The organism is Streptomyces sp. NPDC003034, from assembly GCF_053591375.1.
This window is the reverse complement of the sequence record NZ_JBSFTS010000020.1, coordinates 61,461-78,484: the sequence shown is the minus strand read 5'-3', so window position 1 is coordinate 78,484 and position 17,024 is coordinate 61,461. Positions and strand designations below refer to the sequence as shown.

Genomic DNA, 17,024 nt, shown 5'->3' with positions numbered 1-17,024 from the left:
TGCGGACACGTGACCACGAATGTCCTATGAGTGGAAACCGCACGTCAGTCGATCGACAGGGTGGGCCCGGTCTCTGCCCGGGCCGCCGAGGAGGCAGGATGCGAGGACGGCGCTACCGGGCCGGGATCGGGGTGCTGGCGGTTCTTGCCGCGGTCAGTGGCTGCGCCTCGCTCTCCGAGCGCCGTGACGAGGTCACCGGGGAAGTCACCCGTTTCGAGCAGGCACCGGCCGCCCGGCACCGCGTACGGCGCTTCCTGCGCGACAACGGCCTCGGGCTGTTCTTCCTGACCACCTTCCTGCTGGCGCTCGTGGGCCAGGCCGTGGCAGGCCACGCGCAGTTCAACAGCCAGCTCCTCAGCGACGGCATGGCGCCCGTCTCCTTCGGCTCGTACGTGTCCTCGTCTGACTTCGCCGTCGACGTCACCGAGAACTGGCAGTCGGAGTACATGCAGTTCTTCCTCTACATCCTCGCCACCGTCTGGCTGGTGCAACGGGGGTCCCCGGAATCCAAGGAGCTCGACGAGGCGGGCACCGAGTCGGACCGCGACCAGAAGACCGGGGAGTACGCCAGGGAGGACTCGCCCCGCTGGGCCGAGTACAAGGACTGGCGCGGAATTCTCTTCTCCCGCTCGCTGGGGCTGGTCATGGGCACCGTCTTCCTGCTCTCCTGGCTCACCCAGTCGGTCACGGGCGTCGCGTCCTACAACGAGGAGCGGTTGCGCCGGCTTGAAGCCCCGACCATGTGGGCCGACTACCTGTCATCCGCGGACTTCTGGAGCCGTACGCTGCAGAACTGGCAGTCCGAGCTGCTGGCGGTGGCGTCCATGGCCATTTTCGCCATCTACCTGAGGCAACGCGGATCACCGGAGTCCAAGCCCGTCGGCGCCTCCCACTCCGACACCGGCGTCGAAGGCTGAACCGAACCGCTGCCCAAAGCACCCGAAGGGCACTCGCCGGGGGGTGGAACGAGCGATCCGGTGATTGAGTGACTCAGTGACTCAGTGACTGAGTGACTGAGTGACGCAACGGACAGGCCGGACAGGCCGGACAGGCCGCGAAGAAAGGTTCTCCATGCGCGTGCGTGATTCCGTGGTCGTGATCACCGGGGCTTCCAGCGGCATCGGCCGGGCCACTGCCGTCGCCTTCGCCCGCAAAGGCTGCTCCGTGGTGCTGGCGTCGCGCCGTGCGGAGGCACTGGAAGCGGTCAGGGCGGAATGCGAGGGTCACCGCGGCGCGCAGGCCCTCGCCGTCCCGACCGACGTCACGGATCCCGCGGCGGTCGATGATCTCGCCCGGCGCGCGGTGGGGCGCTTCGGCCGTATCGACGTCTGGGTCAACTGTGCGGCCGTCACCGTGTTCGGACCCTTCGAGGAAGTCCCCCTGGAGGACTTCCGCAAGGTCATGGACGTCAACGTCATGGGGTACGTGCACGGCGCCCGCGCCGCCCTCCGCGTCATGCGCCGGCAGGGCAGCGGAACGCTGATCAACGTCTCCTCCATCGTGGGTGTCGTCAGCCAGCCGTACGCCCACGCCTACGGCATGTCGAAGCACGCCGTCCGGGCGCTGAGCGCGAGCCTGCGCCAGGAGCTCCGGCTGGACAAGGCGAAGGACATCCACGTGTGCACGGTGCTGCCGGCCACGATCGACACACCGCTGTTCGAACACGCGGCGAACTACACGGGCCGCAAGCCGCTGGCGATGCCCCCGGTCTACAGCCCCGAGCGCGTGGCCAAGGCGATCGTGGACCTGGTGCGCGCGCCCCGACGGGAAGTCGTGGTCGGTCCGATGGGCCGCTCCATGGTGCTGGAGTCCAGGATCATGCCGGGCATGGTGGAGCGGGTGATGGCCCATCAGGTGGACAAGACCCATCTGTCCCGCAAGGAGTCCGCTCCGGCCGGTCACGGCAACCTGCACGTACCGGCGCCGGGCCCCGGCGCCGCCCACGGCGGATGGGCCGGACGCCGGCGGACCGCGGCGCGCCGGATGACCGCCGTCGCCGTGCTGGCCTGTGCGGCGGCGGGCGTCGCACGACGGGTCCGCACACCCTGACCCGAGGACTCCGCCCGGCCGGCCCGGGGTGACGCGCGGCCGGTCCGGGGTGACGCGCGGCCGGGCGGACCTGCGGATTCCGCCGGCGGGGCCAGGGCGCTTCACCCCGTGGCCACCGGGTGTCCAGACGTCCGTCCTGGATTGTCGGTGGGGTTTGTCGGTCCGGCGTGCTTTGCTGGGGGACATGATCGATGAGTTCCTGGCCCATGACCTGTCCGACGTGGAAGAAGCCGTGCGCAAGGCGGCGGCGGTCGAGATCATGCCGAGATTCCGGCAGCTCGCCGAGCACGAGGTGGACGAGAAGACCGGACCGCACGACCTGGTGACCATCGCCGACCGCAGGGCCGAGGAGCACCTCACGGCCTCGCTGACGCGGCTGCTTCCCGGCTCCGCCGTGGTGGGCGAGGAGGCCGTGCACACCGACCCGACGATGTACGGGGCGCTGCGCGGGGAGGCCCCGGTGTGGATCGTGGACCCGGTCGACGGCACCCGGCAGTTCGTGTCCGGCGACCCCGGCTTCTGCACCCTCGTGGCGCTGGCCCACCGCGGGGAGATCCTCGCCTCCTGGACCTTCGCCCCGGCGCGGGAGGAGCTGGCGACCGCCGTGCGCGGCCAGGGGGCGTACGTCAACGGCGAGCGGATACTGAGCGGTTCGCCCGAGCCGGGCGCCGAGCTGCGGGTCGCGATGGCCCACCCGCTGTACACCTCCGAGGCGGACAAGCGGATCCTGGCCCGTCTGGACGTGCCCGGCGTCGTGGCCCGCCCCTGCGGTTCGGCGGGCCTGGAGTACCTGAGGGTGGCCCGCGGTGAGATGGACGGCCTGGCCTTCACCTGGCCCTCGGCGTGGGACCACGCGGCCGGGCTGCTGCTGGTGGCCGAGGCGGGCGGGGCGCAGAGCACCGTCGATGGGGTTCCCTTCCGGGTGGACCGGGACAATGCGCTGCCCTTCGCGGTCGGCCGTGACGAGGCCACCGCGGTCCGCATCCGCGAGCTGCTGCGCGGCGCGTAGTTTTGATCAGGCGCGGCCGGGTGGCGAGGGGCCGCGCGAGCGGTGCGCAATACCCTGGTGGTGGTGGCGCCACCGGACGAAGGAGTCGCAAGTGCCGTCGATTCTCGATGCGGTCGTGGTGGGGGCGGGGCCCAACGGGCTGACGGCCGCCGTCGAGCTGGCCCGGCGCGGCTTCTCCGTCGCCCTGTTCGAGGCCTCGGAGGCGGTCGGCGGGGGAGCGCGGACCGAGGAGCTCACGCTCCCCGGTTTCCGGCACGACCCCTGCTCCGCCGTGCATCCGCTCGGCGCCGGCTCCCCCGTCTTCGCCACGATGCCGCTGGCGCGGTACGGCCTGGAGTGGCTGCACGCACCGCTGCCCATGGCGCACCCCTTCGACGACGGCACGGCCGCCGTCCTCTCCCGCTCGGTCGCGGAGACGGCGGCGTCCTTCGGACCGCGCGACGCGGGCGCGTACCGCCGGCTGGTGGGCCCGTACCTCGGCAAATGGGACACCCTGGCCCGGGACTTCATGTCGCTGCCGAGCACCGCGCTGCCCCGGGACCCGGTCACCCTCGCCCGCTTCGGCCTCACCGGACTGCCGCCCTCCACCTGGCTCATGCACCGCTTCCGCGACGACCGCGCACGCGCGCTGTTCGCCGGGCTCGTGGCGCACGTCATCGCCCCGCTGGGAGGGATCGCCACGGGCGCCGTGGGCCTGGTCTTCGCCCTCGCCGCCCACGCGAACGGCTGGCCGATGCCGCGCGGCGGCTCGCAGTCCATCTCGGACGCGCTCGCCGCCTACCTGCGCGACCTCGGGGGCACCCTCCACACCGGCTTCGAGGTGAAGCGGCTCGACGACCTCCCGCCGGCCCGCGCCTACGTCTTCGACACCTCGCCGACCGCCCTGGCCAGGATCGCCCGCCTGGGGCGCGCGTACGACGGCTACCGGTACGGCGCCTCCGTGTTCAAGATCGACTATGCGCTGGACGGACCCGTGCCCTGGACCGCCGAGGAGCCGCACCGGGCCGGCACCGTCCAGATCGGCCCGCACCCCCGCGACATCGACGCCGCCCTGCAGCTCGCCTCAAGTGGCCGGGCCCCCCGCCACCCGTTCCTCATCACCGCGCAGCCCAGCCTGGTCGATCCCGGCCGGGCCCCCGAGGGCAAGCACGTGTTCTGGGCGTACGGACACGTCCCCGCGGGCTGGGACGGCGACCTCACCGACCCCATTGAGCGCCAACTGGAGCGCTTCGCACCGGGCTTCCGCGACCTGGTCCTGGCCCGTGCCACCGCCGGCCCGCCGCAGCTGGCCGCCCGCAACCCCAACTACGTCGGCGGCGACATCGCCTGCGGCGCCGCCTCCGGACTCCAGCTGCTCCTGCGGCCCAAGCTCTCGCTCTCCCCGTACAGCACCGCCCACCCGGCGGTCTTCATCTGCTCCTCGGCGACGCCGCCCGGCCCGGGGGTGCACGGCATGTCCGGCCACAACGCGGCCAAGGCGGTCTGGCGCCGGCTGCGGAAGGAATCCTGATGGTCCGCATCACCCTCGTCCGAGGAGACATCACCGAGCAGCGGGCGGACGCGGTGGTCAATGCCGCGAACTCCTCGCTGCTCGGCGGCGGCGGAGTGGACGGAGCCATCCACCGCCGCGGTGGGCCGGAGATCCTCGCCGCCTGCGAGGACCTGCGCCGCTCCCACTACGGCAAGGGCCTGCCGACCGGCCGGGCCGTCGCCACCACGGCGGGCCGGCTGCCGGCCGGCCATGTGATCCACACGGTCGGCCCGGCCTGGTCGCGCCAGGAGGACCGCTCGGAGCTGCTGGCCTCCTGCTACCGCGAATCCCTGCGGGTCGCCGATGAGCTGGGCGCCCGTACGGTCGCCTTCCCGGCCATCTCCACCGGCATCTACGGCTGGCCCATGGACGACGGCGCCCGGATCGCCGTGGAGACGGTCCGGGCGGCGCGGACCGCGGTGGAGGAAGCGCGGTTCGTCCTCTTCGACGAGGCGGCCTACGAGGCGTTCGCGGCTGCGCTCGCGGCGAGCACCGGCTGAGCGGCGGGCGGCTGCCTCACTGGAGGCGGCGGGCGGAGGGGCCGGGGGAGGGGCGGGGGTAGGTGCGGGACTGCTTGACGCTGCCGAAGGCGAAGCTGGACTCGATCGAGGCGATGCCGGGAATGGCGTGGATCCGGTCGCGCACCAGCCGTTCGTACGCTTCGAGGTCTTCGATGACGACCCTGAGCAGGTAATCGCTGCTTCCCGCCATCAGGTAGCAGTCCTGGATGTGCTCGATCACCCCGACGTGCTCCTCGAAGAGGCCGACCGCCTCCGCGGTGTGGCGCTCCAGGCGTATCCGGACGAAGACGGTGATGGGCAGCCCGAAGGCCACCTGGTCGACCACGGCGGTGTAGCCGCGGATCAGGCCGGCCTCCTCCAGGCGCCGGACCCGGCGCAGGCAGGGCGACGGGGACAGCCGGACACGGTCCGCGAGGTCCTGGTTGGACAGGCGTCCGTCGGCCTGCAATTCCCGGATGATCTGCAGATCGACCGCGTCCATCGTCACTCCTTGGCAGCTTCTGCCCCAAACCTATGCGCGAGGAGCAGAACTCGCAATCGGCTGCCCCGCCCGAAGCCCTAGCGTTGCCCACGAAAAGATACGGGTCCCAGAGGCTGGAGCTACCTCCTTGGTCGCGACGAACACCATGGGGGCGACAGCGCCTCCCCCCGTGGCACCCCCGCTGTCCGGGCCTGCCCGGCGCCGGCTCTCACCGCAGGCCCAGGGCATGCTGGCGCTGCTCGTGACCGTGGCCATCTGGGCCGCCTTCGCGCTCAGCGCCCGCGCCCTGAGCGCCTCCACCCTGCTGCCCGCAGACGCCGCCCTGCTGCGCTTCGGCGTCCCGCTCGTCGTCCTGCTCCCGGCCCTGTGGCGCCGACGCCGCCGTATCGCCGCCGTACGGCCCGGGCCCGCCGCCAAGATCATCTGCGGTGCGGGGGTGCCCTTCTTCCTGGCCGCGATGCACGGCGGCGCACTGACCTCGGCGGCCTTCGTCGGCTCGATCGTCCCCGGCATGGTCCCGCTGTTCGTCTCCGCGCTCATGGCCGCCCGCGGGCGGGGCCTCCCCAGGGGTTCGCAGGCGGCCGGGCTCGCTCTGATCGCCGCCGGTGTCGCCGCCCTCGTCTGGCGCTACGTCGTCCCGGTGGACACCGACGTGCTGACCGGGGCGGGGACACTGCTGGTCGCCAGCGGGCTGTGGGCCCTGTACACGGTGGGGCTGCGGGAGGTGGACCTCGATCCCGTCGGGTCGATCGGACTGCTCTGCCTGCCCTCCTTCCTGGTGATCGGGCTCCTGGCCTGGACCGGCGTGCTCCCGACCGCCCTCGCGCACGCCGCGGGCGGAGACATCGCGCTCTTCCTGGTCGTGCAGGGCCTCGGGGTGGGACTGTGCGCCGGCCTGCTGTACGCCTTCGCCATCCGCCGGCTGGGCGCCGAGCGCAGCTCCGTCGTCGGCAGCCTCAGCCCCGTCGCCGTCGTCCTGCTCGCGATCCCCCTGCTCGACGAATCACCGACCCTCGCCGTGCTCGTCGGCGTACCCCTCATCACCGCCGGCGTCGTCCTCGCGAACCGCCGCCCCCGACCCGAGGCCCCCGCACATGCTTGAGCTCCTGCCCCCGCCACCCACCGACCCGCTGTGGGACCTGACCAGCGCCTTCGCCGCCGACGAGCGGCCCGAGCGCCTGAACCTCGTCCTCGGCGTCTACCGCGACCACACGGGCCGCACCCCCGTCATGGCCGCCGTCCGCGAGGCCGAGATACGCCTGGCGGAGCGGTCGGAGTCCAAGGAGTACCGCGGGCTCTCCGGCAACACCGCCTTCAACCAGGCCCTGCTGACGATGGTCATGGGCCCGGACGCCCCGGGCGACCGCGCCGCGGCCGTCCAGACCGTCGCGGGCACCGGCGCGCTGCGGCTGCTGGCCGATCTGATCCACCGGACCCGCCCGGGTACCACGGTGTGGATCAGCGACCCGGCCTACGTCAACCACCGGCCCATCCTGGAGGCCGCCGGACTGCGGGTCCGCACGTACGCCTGGCGCGGCACCGGGGGCGGCTTCGACACGGCGGCCATGCTGCGGGACCTCGGCGACGCACGCCGCGAGGACGTCGTGCTGCTCCAGGGCTGCTGCCACAACCCCACGGGAACCGACCCGTCGGCGGAGGACTGGGAGGCGGTGGCCGCCCTGGCCGTCCGCGGCGGCTGGCTGCCGTTCGTGGATCTCGCCTACCACGGCCTCGGCGACGGCCTGGAAGCCGACCTGGGCGCCACGCGGATGCTCGCGGCGCGCGTGCCGGAGATGCTGATCGCCGTCAGCTGCTCGAAGAACTTCGGCCTCTACAGTGACCGCACCGGCTGCGCCATCGTCCTCGGCTCCTCCCGCCAGGCCGTCCGCCATGCCGAGACGGCGCTGCAGAACGCCGCCCGCACGCTGTACTCGATGCCGCCCGACCACGGCGCCGCCATCGTGACGACGATCCTCGAAGACGACGGGCTGCGCGCCGCCTGGCGGGCGGAGCTGGAGGTCATGCGGGACCGGATCACCGCCAACCGCACCGATCTCACCGCCTGCCTGAGCGCGCTGGGCCGTGACACCGAGGCTCAGGCGCTGGCGCGCCAGAAGGGCATGTTCTCGATGCTGCCGCTCACACCGGAGCAGATGCTCCGGCTGCGCGGCGAGTTCGCCATCTACGGCACCACCTCGGGCCGGATCAACATCGCGGGGATCCCGGCGCACCGGATCCCCTGCCTGGCCCAGGGCATCGCGGCGGTCCTCCCCGGCACGGCCGGGCGGACCGGGAGCCGCGGGCACGCGCCGGTGGCCCTGGTGCACGGCGGACGCTGAGCCGGGCGACCAGCCCTCGGATAGGGTGAACCGGTAGGAATCGGGCCCGCCGGGGTGAGGTCGGTGCGTTGGACGCTTACCAGTCGACGAGCGAGATGCCGGATCAGCCCGTGGGGGCCGTCGGCTACGCGGGCGTGCTCCGGGAGCTGCTGCCCATCGCCCTGTGGCGGGAGGACGCGGACGGGCGGGTCGTGGAATGGTCGCTGGCCGCGCAGGACCTGCTCGGCCACCGCCGCGAGGACGTCATCGGCCGCCTCGGCAGCTCCGTGCTCGTCCCCGAGCCGAACCGGGAGCTCGCCGACGAGCTGACGCGCCGCGTCCAGGCGGGCGAGACCGTCGTCGGCACCCTGCCCGTGCGCCACCGTGACGGACACCACGTGCCCATGGAGATGTGGATCGTGCCCGCCGCCGACCCGCAGGGCCGTACGGGCGCCATGCTGATCGCCGTGGAGACCTCCGAGGTCCTCCACATGCGCGACTCGCTCGCCGCCCTCCAGAGCCTCTTCACCCAGTCACCCATCGGCCTGGCCACCCTCGGCCCCGATCTGCGTTTCCTGCGGGTCAACGACGCCCTGGCCCGGATGAACGGCGTCCCCGCCGCCGCCCACCTGGGCAAACGCCTCACCGAGGTGGTGCCCGGGGTTAACGCCGCCGCGCTGGAGGCGATGATGCGGCAGGTCCTCGACCGGGGCACCCCCGTGGTCGACGCCCGCCGCACCGGCCGGACCCCCGCCGATCCCGGACAGGACCGCACCTGGTCCTGCTCGTACGCCCCGCTGCTCGACGGCTCCGGGCGCCGGCTGGGCCTGATCGCCTCGCTCATCGACATCACCGAGGGCCAGCGGGCCCAGGCCGACGCCGACCGGGCCCGCAGCCGCTTCGCCCTGCTGGCCGAGGCCGGCACGAGCATCGGCACGACCCTGGACCTGCGCCAGACGGCCCAGGAGATCGTGGACGTCCTGGTACCGATGCTCGCGGACTCGGCGGACGTACAACTGCTCGAAGAGGTGATGGAACCGGACGAGGCCGCGGCCTCCACCCGGGGCGTCATGCGCCGCCTGGCCGCGCGCTTCCCCGACCCGTCCGCGCCCACCGCCGGGCTCGCCGCGGGGCAGACCTTCCGGATCCCCAGGGGTACGGCCTACGAGCGGGTCATGGCCGAAGGCCGGGCCATGAACCTCTACCAGCCCGACATCCCGGCACTGATCAGGGACCCCCGGGCCGAGGCGCTGCGCGCCTACCTCGCCACCCTCGGTTCCGCCCGGATGATCCCGCTCGTCGCGCGGGGCACCGTACTGGGCGCGGTCGTCGTGACCCGTGTGCGCGAGCGGGAGCCCTTCGACGAGCAGGACTGCGTGGTCGTGGACGAACTGGTCGCCCGGGCCGCGCTCAACATCGACAACGCCCGCATGTACACCCGTCAGCGGCAGGCCGCCCTGACCCTTCGGCGCAGCCTCACCAACAGCGCCCTGCCCGAGGCCCCCGGGCTCGACCTCACCGGGCGCTACCTCCCCGCCAGCGACCACGACGTGGGCGGAGACTGGTTCGACGTCATCCCGCTGCCCGGCGGACGGACCGGGCTGGTCATCGGGGACGTCATGGGCCACGGCATCCACGCCGCGGCGGTCATGGGGCAGCTGCGTACGGCGGTACGGACCCTCGCCCGCCACGACGTCCCCCCTGCGAGGCTGCTGCGCTCGCTGGACGCGGCGGTGGCCGATCTCGGCGAGGACGAGATGGCGACCTGTGTCTACGCCGTCCACGACCCGGCATCGGGCAGCTGCGTGATCGCCCGCGCGGGCCACCCGCCGCCCGCCGTGGCCACCGCCGGCGGGACGGTCACCTTCCTCGACGGTCCGCCCGGGACGCCGCTGGGCACGGGCGGCCAGGACTTCCGTACCGAAGAGGTCCGGCTGCCTCCGGGCAGCGTGCTGGTGCTCTACACCGACGGCCTCATCGAGGCCCGCGACCGCGACCTCGACGAGGGCATGCAGCAGTTGGCGCAGGCGCTGCGCGCTGTGGACCGGCCGCTGGAGGAGCTGTGCGACGGAATCCTGGAGCGCCTGCTGCCCCAGGCCCCCCAGGACGACATCGCGGTCCTCCTCGCCCGCACCCGCCCCACCCCCGGCTGACCCGGCGGTTCGGGCCCGGGCGGGGGCCGGCAGGCGTCACCAGGCCATGTCCTCCAGTGCGTCGAGGTCCAGCGGTGCCGGCGGCGGCGGCTCCGCGCCGCCGGTCAGGGACAGCTCGGCCCAGATGACCTTGCCGCGCTCGGTGTAGCGCGTGCCCCACCGCTCGGCGAACTGCGCCACCAGGAACAGCCCGCGCCCGCCCTCGTCGGTGGTGGCCGCGTACCGCAGGTGGGGCGAGGTGCTGCTGCCGTCGGAGACCTCGCAGATGAGACTGCGGTCGCGCAGCAGGCGGACCCGGATCGGCGGGGTCCCGTACCGGATGGCGTTGGTGATCAGCTCACTGAGGATGAGCTCGGCCGTGAAGGTGACGTCCGCCAGATCCCAGGCGGCGAGCTGCGCCGCGCCCGCGCTCCGCACGTGCGAGACGGCCGCCGGGTCGGCGGGCACGTCCCATACGGCGATCCGGTCGGCCTCCAGCCGCCGGGTGTCCGCGATCAGCAGGGCGATGTCGTCGCTCGGCGTCGGGAACAGCAGCGCGGCGATCACATCCGCACAGGCCTGTTCGGGGCTGCGGCCGGGGCGGGACAGCGCCTCCCTCAGCAGGCTCAGCCCGGTGTCGAAGTCCCGGTGGCGGTCCTCCACCAGCCCGTCCGTGAACAGCACGAGCCGGCTCCCTTCGGGCAGCTGGAGCTCGGTGGACTCGAAGGGCATGCCGCCCACCCCGAGCGGCAGACCCGTGGGCAGCTCGGGGAAGCGCACGTGCCCGTCGGGGGTGACCAGCGCCGGTCCGGGGTGCCCGGCGCTGGCCATGACGCACCGCCCCGACACCGGGTCGTAGATCGCGTACAGACAGGTGGCGCCGGTGATGCTGGCTGGCTCGTCGGCGTCGGCGCCCGCCGCCCCGCGGTCGTGCTGGAGGGCCCCCATGCCGGCCTCGTTCTGGTCGATGCGGGTGATCAACTCGTCCAGGTGCCCGAGCAGCTCGTCCGGCGGCAGGTCCAGCGTCGAGAAGTTGTGCACCGCGGTCCGCAGCCGGCCCATCGTGGCCGCCGCGTGCACACCGTGGCCGACGACGTCGCCGACGACCAGGGCCACCCGGGCGCCCGGCAGCGGGATCACATCGAACCAGTCCCCGCCGACCCCCGCCTTGGCGGGCAGGTAGCGGTAGGAGACGTCCACCGCGCTCTGGTCGGGCAGCACCCGCGGCAGCAGGCTGCGCTGGAGCGTCACCGCCGTCGCGTGCTCGCGCGTGAAGCGGCGGGCGTTGTCGATGGAGACGGCCGCGCGCGCGGCGAGCTCCTCCGCGAAGGACAGGTCCTCCTCCCCGAAGGGCTCGGGGGTGTCGGCCCGCCAGAAGTTCGCCATGCCGAGGACGACGCCCCGCGCCTGCAGCGGTACGGCGATCAGCGAGTGCAGGCCGTAGGCGAGAGCCGCGTTGGCCCCCTCCGGGTCCTGGCCCCGCCAGCCCGCGGCCACCGTCAGGTCCGCCTCCAGCACGGCGCGCCCCGAGTCCAGGGCCGCCGCCATCGGAGTGCTGGGTACGACGAACCGGATGAGGTCGCCGACGGGCTGGAGCGGCAGCCGGTCGGTACGGACCCCGCTCATGGCCGCGCGGCGCATCTCCGTGTAGGTGCCCGGGCCGCCGGTGGGCTCCTCACCGTGCAGCACCGGCTCCAGCAACTCCACGGTGACGAAGTCGGCGAAGCGGGGGACGGCGACCTCCGACAGTTCCTCGGCGGTCCGCACCACGTCCAGGGTGGTCCCGATGCGCACCCCGGCGTCGTACAGCAGCTGGAGCCGGCCGCGGGTCACCTCGACCCGGCCGGAGAGCGCGGTCAGCTCGGTGGAGTCGCGCAGGGTCATGACGGTGCCGGAGGGCTGGCCCGCGTAGGGCTTGGTCGGCCGGACGTTCACGGCGAGCAGCCGGTCGCCCGCCAGGTGCACCTCGTCCGTCGCGACCCGGCCGGAGGTGAGCAGCTCGGCGGTGCGCGGGTCGAGGCCGAGCTCGTCCACGTACCGCTGTTCGGCGTCGGCCGGCAGGTCGAGCAGCCTGCGGGCCTCGTCATTGGCGAGGAGCAGCCGGTGGTCGGCGCCGATGATGAGGACGCCCTCGCGCACGGCGTGCAGGACCGCCTCGTGGTGTTCGTTCATCCGGGTCATCTCGGCGGGGCCGAGGCCGCGGGTCTGACGCCGCAGCCGACGGCTGACCAGCGCCGCGCTCCCGGTGCCGAGCAGCAGCGCGCCCGCGGCCGCGCCGAGCAGCAGCGGGAGCTGGCCCTCGACCACGTCGGCGACGTTCTCCACGTCTATGCCGGTGGCGACCAGGCCGATGACGGCGCCGCCGGAGTCGCGTACGGGGACGATGGCCCGAACGGCGTCGCTCGGCTCGCCCGTGAAGATCTCGGTGAAGGACTCGCCCGCCACGGCCCGGGTGAAATCACCGGTGGCGCGCTCGCCGATCAGCTCCGGCCGCGGGTCGGTCAAGCGGACCCCGTCGATGGTCATCACGGCGAGGAAGTCGATGCCGGAGGCCTTGCGGGTGCCCTCGGCCAGGGGCTGGAGCCGGACGGTCGGGTCGGCGGAGGCCAGCGCCTCCGGGAGGCCGGGGGCATGGGCGAAGCCCTCGGCCGCCGCGAGCGTGCGGTGGCGCGCGTCGCGCTGGCTGTCGTACCGGGCCTGGAGTACGAGGGCCAGGGTCGAGGCGCTGATCAGCAGCAGCACGATGACCGCCTGGAGGGCGAAGACCTGACCGGCGACGCTGCGGGCCCCCAGGGACAGGCGCGTGAGCAGCCGCGGGCCCCATCCGGTCGGCTCCCGACCCAATCGTCCGGTCATGAGCCATTTCTAACACTGTCGAGGGGATTTGGGGGCGGCCGCGCGGGCAACCGCCGCGGCGCCGCACGCGGCCTACGGCGCGCCGGCCCCGGCCGTCCGACGCGGGCCGTCGGCGAGGGGCCGCGGCCCGGACCGGGGGACGGCACAGGCCCGGCGCCCCCGGACGGCGTCGTGTCCACGGGGTCCGGGCCTCAGCACCGGAACGGTCAGAGGAGGTCGGCCGCGATGCGGGCCGCGACCTGCTCCAGGAGCGGTCCCGCGTTCGGGATGGACTTGGCCGGGTCGGGCTCCAGGTCCGTGAGGGGGTACGCCCGGCGGATGCCCGCCGCCTGGAGGGCCTCCTGCGTGAGCAGCAGCCGGCCGCAGACCGCGACCACCGGCTTGCCCGCCGCGCGCGCCGCCGCCGCGACCCCCGCCGGAGCCTTGCCGTGCAAGGTCTGCTCGTCGAGCGAACCCTCTCCGGTGATGACCAGCGTGGCCCGCTCCAGCGCCGGAGCGAAGCCCAGCACCTCCAGCATCAGCTCGATGCCGGGACGGAAGGTCGCACCGAGCAGGAGCGCCCCGTAGCCGATGCCGCCCGCGCCGCCCGCACCCGGAAGCGCCGCGCACTCGGCGGCCTTCGCGCCGATCGACTTCTCCAGCACCGTGGCGAAATGAGCCAGCGCCGCGTCGAGCATCGCCACGTCCTCCGGGGAGGCACCCTTCTGCGGGCCGTAGACCGCCGGTGCGCCCTTCGGGCCCGTGAGCGGGTTGTCCACATCGCTGGCGAGGACGAAGTCCACCTCCGCGAAGCGCGGGTCGACCCCGGACAGGTCCGCCGAGGCAAGCCCGGCCAGCGCGCCGCCGCCCGGACCGACCGGTTCACCGTTCGCATCCAGGAACACCGCGCCCAGCGCGGCCAGCATGCCGGCGCCGCCGTCGGTGGTGGCGCTGCCGCCCACACCGAAGACGATGGTGCGCGCTCCCGCGTCCAGCGCGGCCTTCAGCAGTTCGCCCGAGCCGTACGTGGTGGCCGTCAGCGGGGCGAAGACACCCGCCGGCAGCAGCTGGAGCCCGGAGGCCTCCGCCATCTCCACGACCGCGGTGCCCTCGCGCAGCGCGAAGGCGGCCGTGACCTGGTCGCCGAGCGGTCCGGTGACCCGTACCTCCCGGCGCTCGAAACCGGCCGCGACCGCGGCCGCGACCGTGCCGTCGCCGCCGTCCGCGACCGGGAGGGTCTCGATCTCCACGCCCGGTGCGGCCTTGCGGAGGCCCGCCGTCACCCGCTCCGCGACCTGAACGGCCGTGAGCGAGCCCTTGAATTTGTCCGCGGCGATGAGCACGCGCGCGGTCTCAGTTACTGCTCCGTCCGTCACCTTGCTTGATCCCTTGCTATCGAACAGTGCAGTCGCGCCGCCATGAGCCTATCCGGAGGATCCTCCTATGCCCATGGGTGGCCTGGGCCACAGGCGGCGCGCCCTCACCCTAAATACGGACATACGGCTGCATAGTGTGGCCGCATGAGTGCGGATTCCCTGGCACAACCACGTCCGGATTCCCCAGGCGGGGGCTCGGACGGCCCCGCGGACGGACCTTCTACTGGGCGTGGTGGCTCTCCTGGGCTCCCTTCGTCGGCACCTTCATCGCCCGCATCTCGCGCGGCCGGAGTCCGCGAATTCCTCATCGGCGTGCTGCTCGTACCCAGCGGCGCCACCGTCATCTGGTTCTGCGTGATGGGCGGCGCCGGCATCCGCCTCGGCTCCACCGGCGCCGTCGACTTCGCCGCCAAGATCAAGGACGGCACGGAGGCCTCGCTCTTCGCCATGCTGGACGCGCTGCCGCTGGGCACGGTCACCTCGTACCTGGCCATGGTGCTGGTCATGACCTGCTTCGTCACCAGCGCCGACTCGGCTTCCCTGGTCATGGGCTCGCTCACCAGCCGCGGTTCGCTGTACCCGCCGACCTGGCTCGTCGCCACCTGGGGCGTGCTGATGGCCTGCGTCGCCGCCGTGCTGCTCGTCGTGGGAGGCCTGCAGTCGCTCCAGACGGCCACCATCCTGGTCGCGCTGCCCTTCGTCATCGTGATGCTGGTCCTGTGCTGGGCCCTGGTGAAGGAGCTCCGCGAGGACCCCGGGGCCGGACCCGCCCGCCATCACGCCCTGCACGGGCTGCGGGACGCGGTCAAGACCATGGTCGGCGACGCCATCACCGAGCAGGGCCCGGCCCGCCGCCCGCGGCTGCGGCGCCTGGCCGAGTCCAAGGGCCGCGACCGCGAGGACGGCGGGCCCGGCACTCCCGAGGCCTGATCCCCCTTCCGCCGGGCCGGTCGGTAGGGTTGCGGCGTGACCACCACCGATGACTTCGCCACCTACATCGCCAGCCTCCCCCGGGTACTGGCCGGAGCGGCCGCCCTCTACCGGGACACCGAGGGCAGGGTGCTGCTCGTCGAGCCCAACTACCGCGAGGGATGGGCACTGCCGGGCGGCACCATCGAGTCGGACCAGGGGGAGTCACCGCGTACGGCGGCCCGCCGGGAGAGCGCCGAGGAGATCGGCCTCGACCTCCCGCTCGGCCGCCTGCTCGCCGTCGACTGGACCGTGGGCGCCGGCCGGCCGCCCCTGGTCGCGTACGTGTACGACGGCGGTGTCCTCGACGCGGCGCAGCTCGCCTCCATCAAGCTCCAGGAGGAGGAACTGCTCTCCTGGCGGCTGGTCGAGCCCGCCGAACTCACCTCCTACCTGCCCGGATCGCTCGGCCGGCGCACCGAGGTGGCCTACCGGGTCCTGCTGTCGGGCGAGGGGACCGCGGAGCTGGAGAACGGCCGGCGCCCGGCGGCCTCGTAACCTGCGCCGCCCGCCGCCCGCCGCCCGCCGCCCGCCGCCCGCCGCCCGCCGCCCGCCGCCCGCCGCCCGCCGCCCGCCGCCCGCCGCCCGCCGCCGCGCCGGGTCCCACCCCCGCCCCCGCCGTGCGCTGTCCCCCGTAACGCCGCGCCTACGCCGAGCAGGACAGAATCCAGCAGATGATCACCATGTACGCCTGGCCCAGCACCGCCGACGGGCCCGACGCCCTGCCCATGGTCCACTTCACCACCGACCAGCAGGCCGGCGCTGAGGTCACCCCCGAGGGCACGCCGGTCTGGCTGTTCGACACCGCGATACGCGAGGGCGGATGGGCCGAGTTCACCGATTTCGACGGCTGGTCGGCGCCCGCCGCCGGCTGGCAGGCCTTCTACCGCCGCGAGGACGACCTCCTCGCCGTCAACGGACCCGGTGCCTGCGAAGGCTGGTACCAGGGCAGGCTCGGCGCGGACGCCGACTGGGTGGAGACGGCCGCCGCCCGGCAGAGCGTGGTCCTGCTCGCCGCCCCCGTCCAGCACCCCTCGCTCTACAGCTACGCCGTGGAGGCCGGCGCCGCCTTCGCACTGCTGGTCCCCCTGCTCGTGATCTAGGCCCCTGTCCGGGCGATCTCGGCGGGCCCGCGCGGCCTGGCACGGCGCCTCCCTGCGTTGTCGGAGCGCGCGAGTACGGCCGAGTACGAGCTGCGCCCCTCCGCCTTGCGATGCACCGCACCAGACAACGCGACCTGATCCACGAAGACCGCCGGACAGGACCTAGGCGCCTCGGAGCCGCGCGCCGGACTCGAAGGCCAGCAGTCGCACCTTGCGCTCGATCCCGCCGCCGTAGCCCGTCATGCCTCCCGAGGCCCCGATCACCCGGTGGCAGGGCACGATGATGCCGACCGGGTTCTTCCCGTTGGCCAGACCCACCGCGCGCGAGGCGTTCGGCTTGCCCAGCGTGGCCGCGAGCTGCCCGTACGACCACGTCTCGCCGTACGGGATCCGTACGAGCTGCTCCCAGACGCGGCGCTGGAAGTCGGTGCCCTCCAGCCGGACCGGGACGTCGAACGACCTGAGCTCCCCGGCGAAGTACGCCGTCAGCTGCCGCACCACTTCGGGGAACGGCGCCTCGGTCGCGGCGACCCGCTCCCCGAAGGATTCCTCGCCGGGACGGTGGCGCTGTCCGGTCATGTAGAGCCCGCTGAGGACGCCCTGCGTGGCGACGAGGGTGAGCGGGCCGTACGGGCTGTCGACGACGGTGTGCCGCTTGCCGCGGCTGTGCGTGATGTCTCGCATGGTCGGTGCGTGCCTT

Annotated in this window: 14 protein-coding genes and 1 pseudogene; 11 read left to right on the top strand and 4 right to left on the bottom strand. The window is 73.5% G+C overall.

Annotated features, from left to right (window positions below; all coding sequences use genetic code 11):
- Positions 1-98 precede the first annotated feature (98 nt).
- The 5 genes from ACWDX7_RS20245 (at position 99) to ACWDX7_RS20225 (ending at position 5,089) form a co-directional block, all read left to right on the top strand.
- Positions 99-917 carry a DUF6766 family protein gene (locus tag ACWDX7_RS20245; protein ID WP_451489444.1) on the top strand — a complete coding sequence of 273 codons (819 nt, stop codon included), beginning with the start codon at positions 99-101 and terminating at the stop codon, positions 915-917.
- A gap of 154 nt (positions 918-1,071) precedes the next feature.
- Complete coding sequence (locus ACWDX7_RS20240) at positions 1,072-2,049, top strand: SDR family oxidoreductase (protein WP_451489445.1); 978 nt, start codon at positions 1,072-1,074, stop codon at positions 2,047-2,049.
- A 184-nt stretch (positions 2,050-2,233) separates the two neighbouring features.
- Positions 2,234-3,058: an inositol monophosphatase family protein gene (locus tag ACWDX7_RS20235; RefSeq protein WP_451489446.1), complete on the top strand. Its 825-nt coding sequence runs from the start codon at positions 2,234-2,236 to the stop codon at positions 3,056-3,058.
- 91 nt (positions 3,059-3,149) lie between these two features.
- Positions 3,150-4,568 (top strand): phytoene desaturase family protein, encoded by a 1,419-nt coding sequence (locus ACWDX7_RS20230; protein ID WP_451489447.1) that lies wholly within the window; start codon positions 3,150-3,152, stop codon positions 4,566-4,568.
- Positions 4,568-5,089: an O-acetyl-ADP-ribose deacetylase gene (locus ACWDX7_RS20225; protein ID WP_451489448.1), complete on the top strand. Its 522-nt coding sequence runs from the start codon at positions 4,568-4,570 to the stop codon at positions 5,087-5,089. The genes ACWDX7_RS20230 and ACWDX7_RS20225 overlap by 1 nt, the downstream gene beginning before the upstream one ends.
- 16 nt (positions 5,090-5,105) lie before the next feature.
- Here the strand turns inward: ACWDX7_RS20225 and ACWDX7_RS20220 are convergent, their stop codons facing one another.
- Positions 5,106-5,591, bottom strand: coding sequence for an Lrp/AsnC family transcriptional regulator (locus ACWDX7_RS20220; protein ID WP_451489449.1), 486 nt, complete (start codon positions 5,589-5,591; stop codon positions 5,106-5,108).
- A 169-nt stretch (positions 5,592-5,760) separates the two neighbouring features.
- Here ACWDX7_RS20220 and ACWDX7_RS20215 point away from each other — a divergent pair, with 169 nt between their 5' ends.
- From ACWDX7_RS20215 to ACWDX7_RS20205, 3 genes are all read left to right on the top strand, one after another.
- Positions 5,761-6,693: a DMT family transporter gene (locus ACWDX7_RS20215; RefSeq protein ID WP_451489450.1), complete on the top strand. Its 933-nt coding sequence runs from the start codon at positions 5,761-5,763 to the stop codon at positions 6,691-6,693.
- Positions 6,686-7,930: an amino acid aminotransferase gene (locus ACWDX7_RS20210; RefSeq protein ID WP_451489451.1), complete on the top strand. Its 1,245-nt coding sequence runs from the start codon at positions 6,686-6,688 to the stop codon at positions 7,928-7,930. Before ACWDX7_RS20215 ends, ACWDX7_RS20210 begins: the two co-directional genes overlap by 8 nt.
- Before the next feature lie 68 nt (positions 7,931-7,998).
- Positions 7,999-10,062: a SpoIIE family protein phosphatase gene (locus ACWDX7_RS20205; RefSeq protein ID WP_451489452.1), complete on the top strand. Its 2,064-nt coding sequence runs from the start codon at positions 7,999-8,001 to the stop codon at positions 10,060-10,062.
- Positions 10,063-10,098: 36 nt separating this feature from the next.
- Here ACWDX7_RS20205 and ACWDX7_RS20200 read toward each other — a convergent pair whose 3' ends face one another.
- Positions 10,099-12,897: a SpoIIE family protein phosphatase gene (locus ACWDX7_RS20200; RefSeq protein WP_451489453.1), complete on the bottom strand. Its 2,799-nt coding sequence runs from the start codon at positions 12,895-12,897 to the stop codon at positions 10,099-10,101.
- Between the two features lie 206 nt (positions 12,898-13,103).
- The gene (locus tag ACWDX7_RS20195) at positions 13,104-14,252 is read right to left on the bottom strand and encodes a glycerate kinase (protein ID WP_451489454.1); all 1,149 of its coding nucleotides are present in this window, start codon (positions 14,250-14,252) and stop codon (positions 13,104-13,106) included.
- 218 nt (positions 14,253-14,470) lie between these two features.
- Here ACWDX7_RS20195 and ACWDX7_RS20190 point away from each other — a divergent pair.
- From ACWDX7_RS20190 to ACWDX7_RS20180, 3 genes and pseudogenes are all read left to right on the top strand, one after another.
- Positions 14,471-15,182 (top strand): annotated as a pseudogene (locus ACWDX7_RS20190) (BCCT family transporter); the annotation flags it as partial.
- A gap of 36 nt (positions 15,183-15,218) precedes the next feature.
- Positions 15,219-15,719, top strand: a complete 501-nt coding sequence (locus ACWDX7_RS20185) for an NUDIX domain-containing protein (RefSeq protein WP_451489455.1) — start codon at positions 15,219-15,221, stop codon at positions 15,717-15,719.
- Between the two features lie 176 nt (positions 15,720-15,895).
- Positions 15,896-16,324, top strand: coding sequence for a hypothetical protein (locus tag ACWDX7_RS20180; protein ID WP_451489456.1), 429 nt, complete (start codon positions 15,896-15,898; stop codon positions 16,322-16,324).
- Positions 16,325-16,486: 162 nt separating this feature from the next.
- On the opposite strand, the gene ACWDX7_RS20175 is transcribed toward ACWDX7_RS20180, so the two are convergent.
- On the bottom strand, positions 16,487-17,008 hold the full coding sequence (locus ACWDX7_RS20175; RefSeq protein WP_451489457.1) for a methylated-DNA--[protein]-cysteine S-methyltransferase: 522 nt from the start codon (positions 17,006-17,008) through the stop codon (positions 16,487-16,489).
- Positions 17,009-17,024 lie beyond the last annotated feature (16 nt).

Coding starts and splice junctions, on each gene's coding strand:
- ACWDX7_RS20210 (WP_451489451.1), top strand. CDS start 6,686: ATGCTTGAGCTCCTGCCCCCGCCACCCACCGACCCGCTGTGGGACCTG.
- ACWDX7_RS20235 (WP_451489446.1), top strand. CDS start 2,234: ATGATCGATGAGTTCCTGGCCCATGACCTGTCCGACGTGGAAGAAGCC.
- ACWDX7_RS20200 (WP_451489453.1), bottom strand. CDS start 12,897: ATGACCGGACGATTGGGTCGGGAGCCGACCGGATGGGGCCCGCGGCTG.
- ACWDX7_RS20225 (WP_451489448.1), top strand. CDS start 4,568: ATGGTCCGCATCACCCTCGTCCGAGGAGACATCACCGAGCAGCGGGCG.
- ACWDX7_RS20245 (WP_451489444.1), top strand. CDS start 99: ATGCGAGGACGGCGCTACCGGGCCGGGATCGGGGTGCTGGCGGTTCTT.
- ACWDX7_RS20180 (WP_451489456.1), top strand. CDS start 15,896: ATGATCACCATGTACGCCTGGCCCAGCACCGCCGACGGGCCCGACGCC.
- ACWDX7_RS20175 (WP_451489457.1), bottom strand. CDS start 17,008: ATGCGAGACATCACGCACAGCCGCGGCAAGCGGCACACCGTCGTCGAC.
- ACWDX7_RS20220 (WP_451489449.1), bottom strand. CDS start 5,591: ATGGACGCGGTCGATCTGCAGATCATCCGGGAATTGCAGGCCGACGGA.
- ACWDX7_RS20240 (WP_451489445.1), top strand. CDS start 1,072: ATGCGCGTGCGTGATTCCGTGGTCGTGATCACCGGGGCTTCCAGCGGC.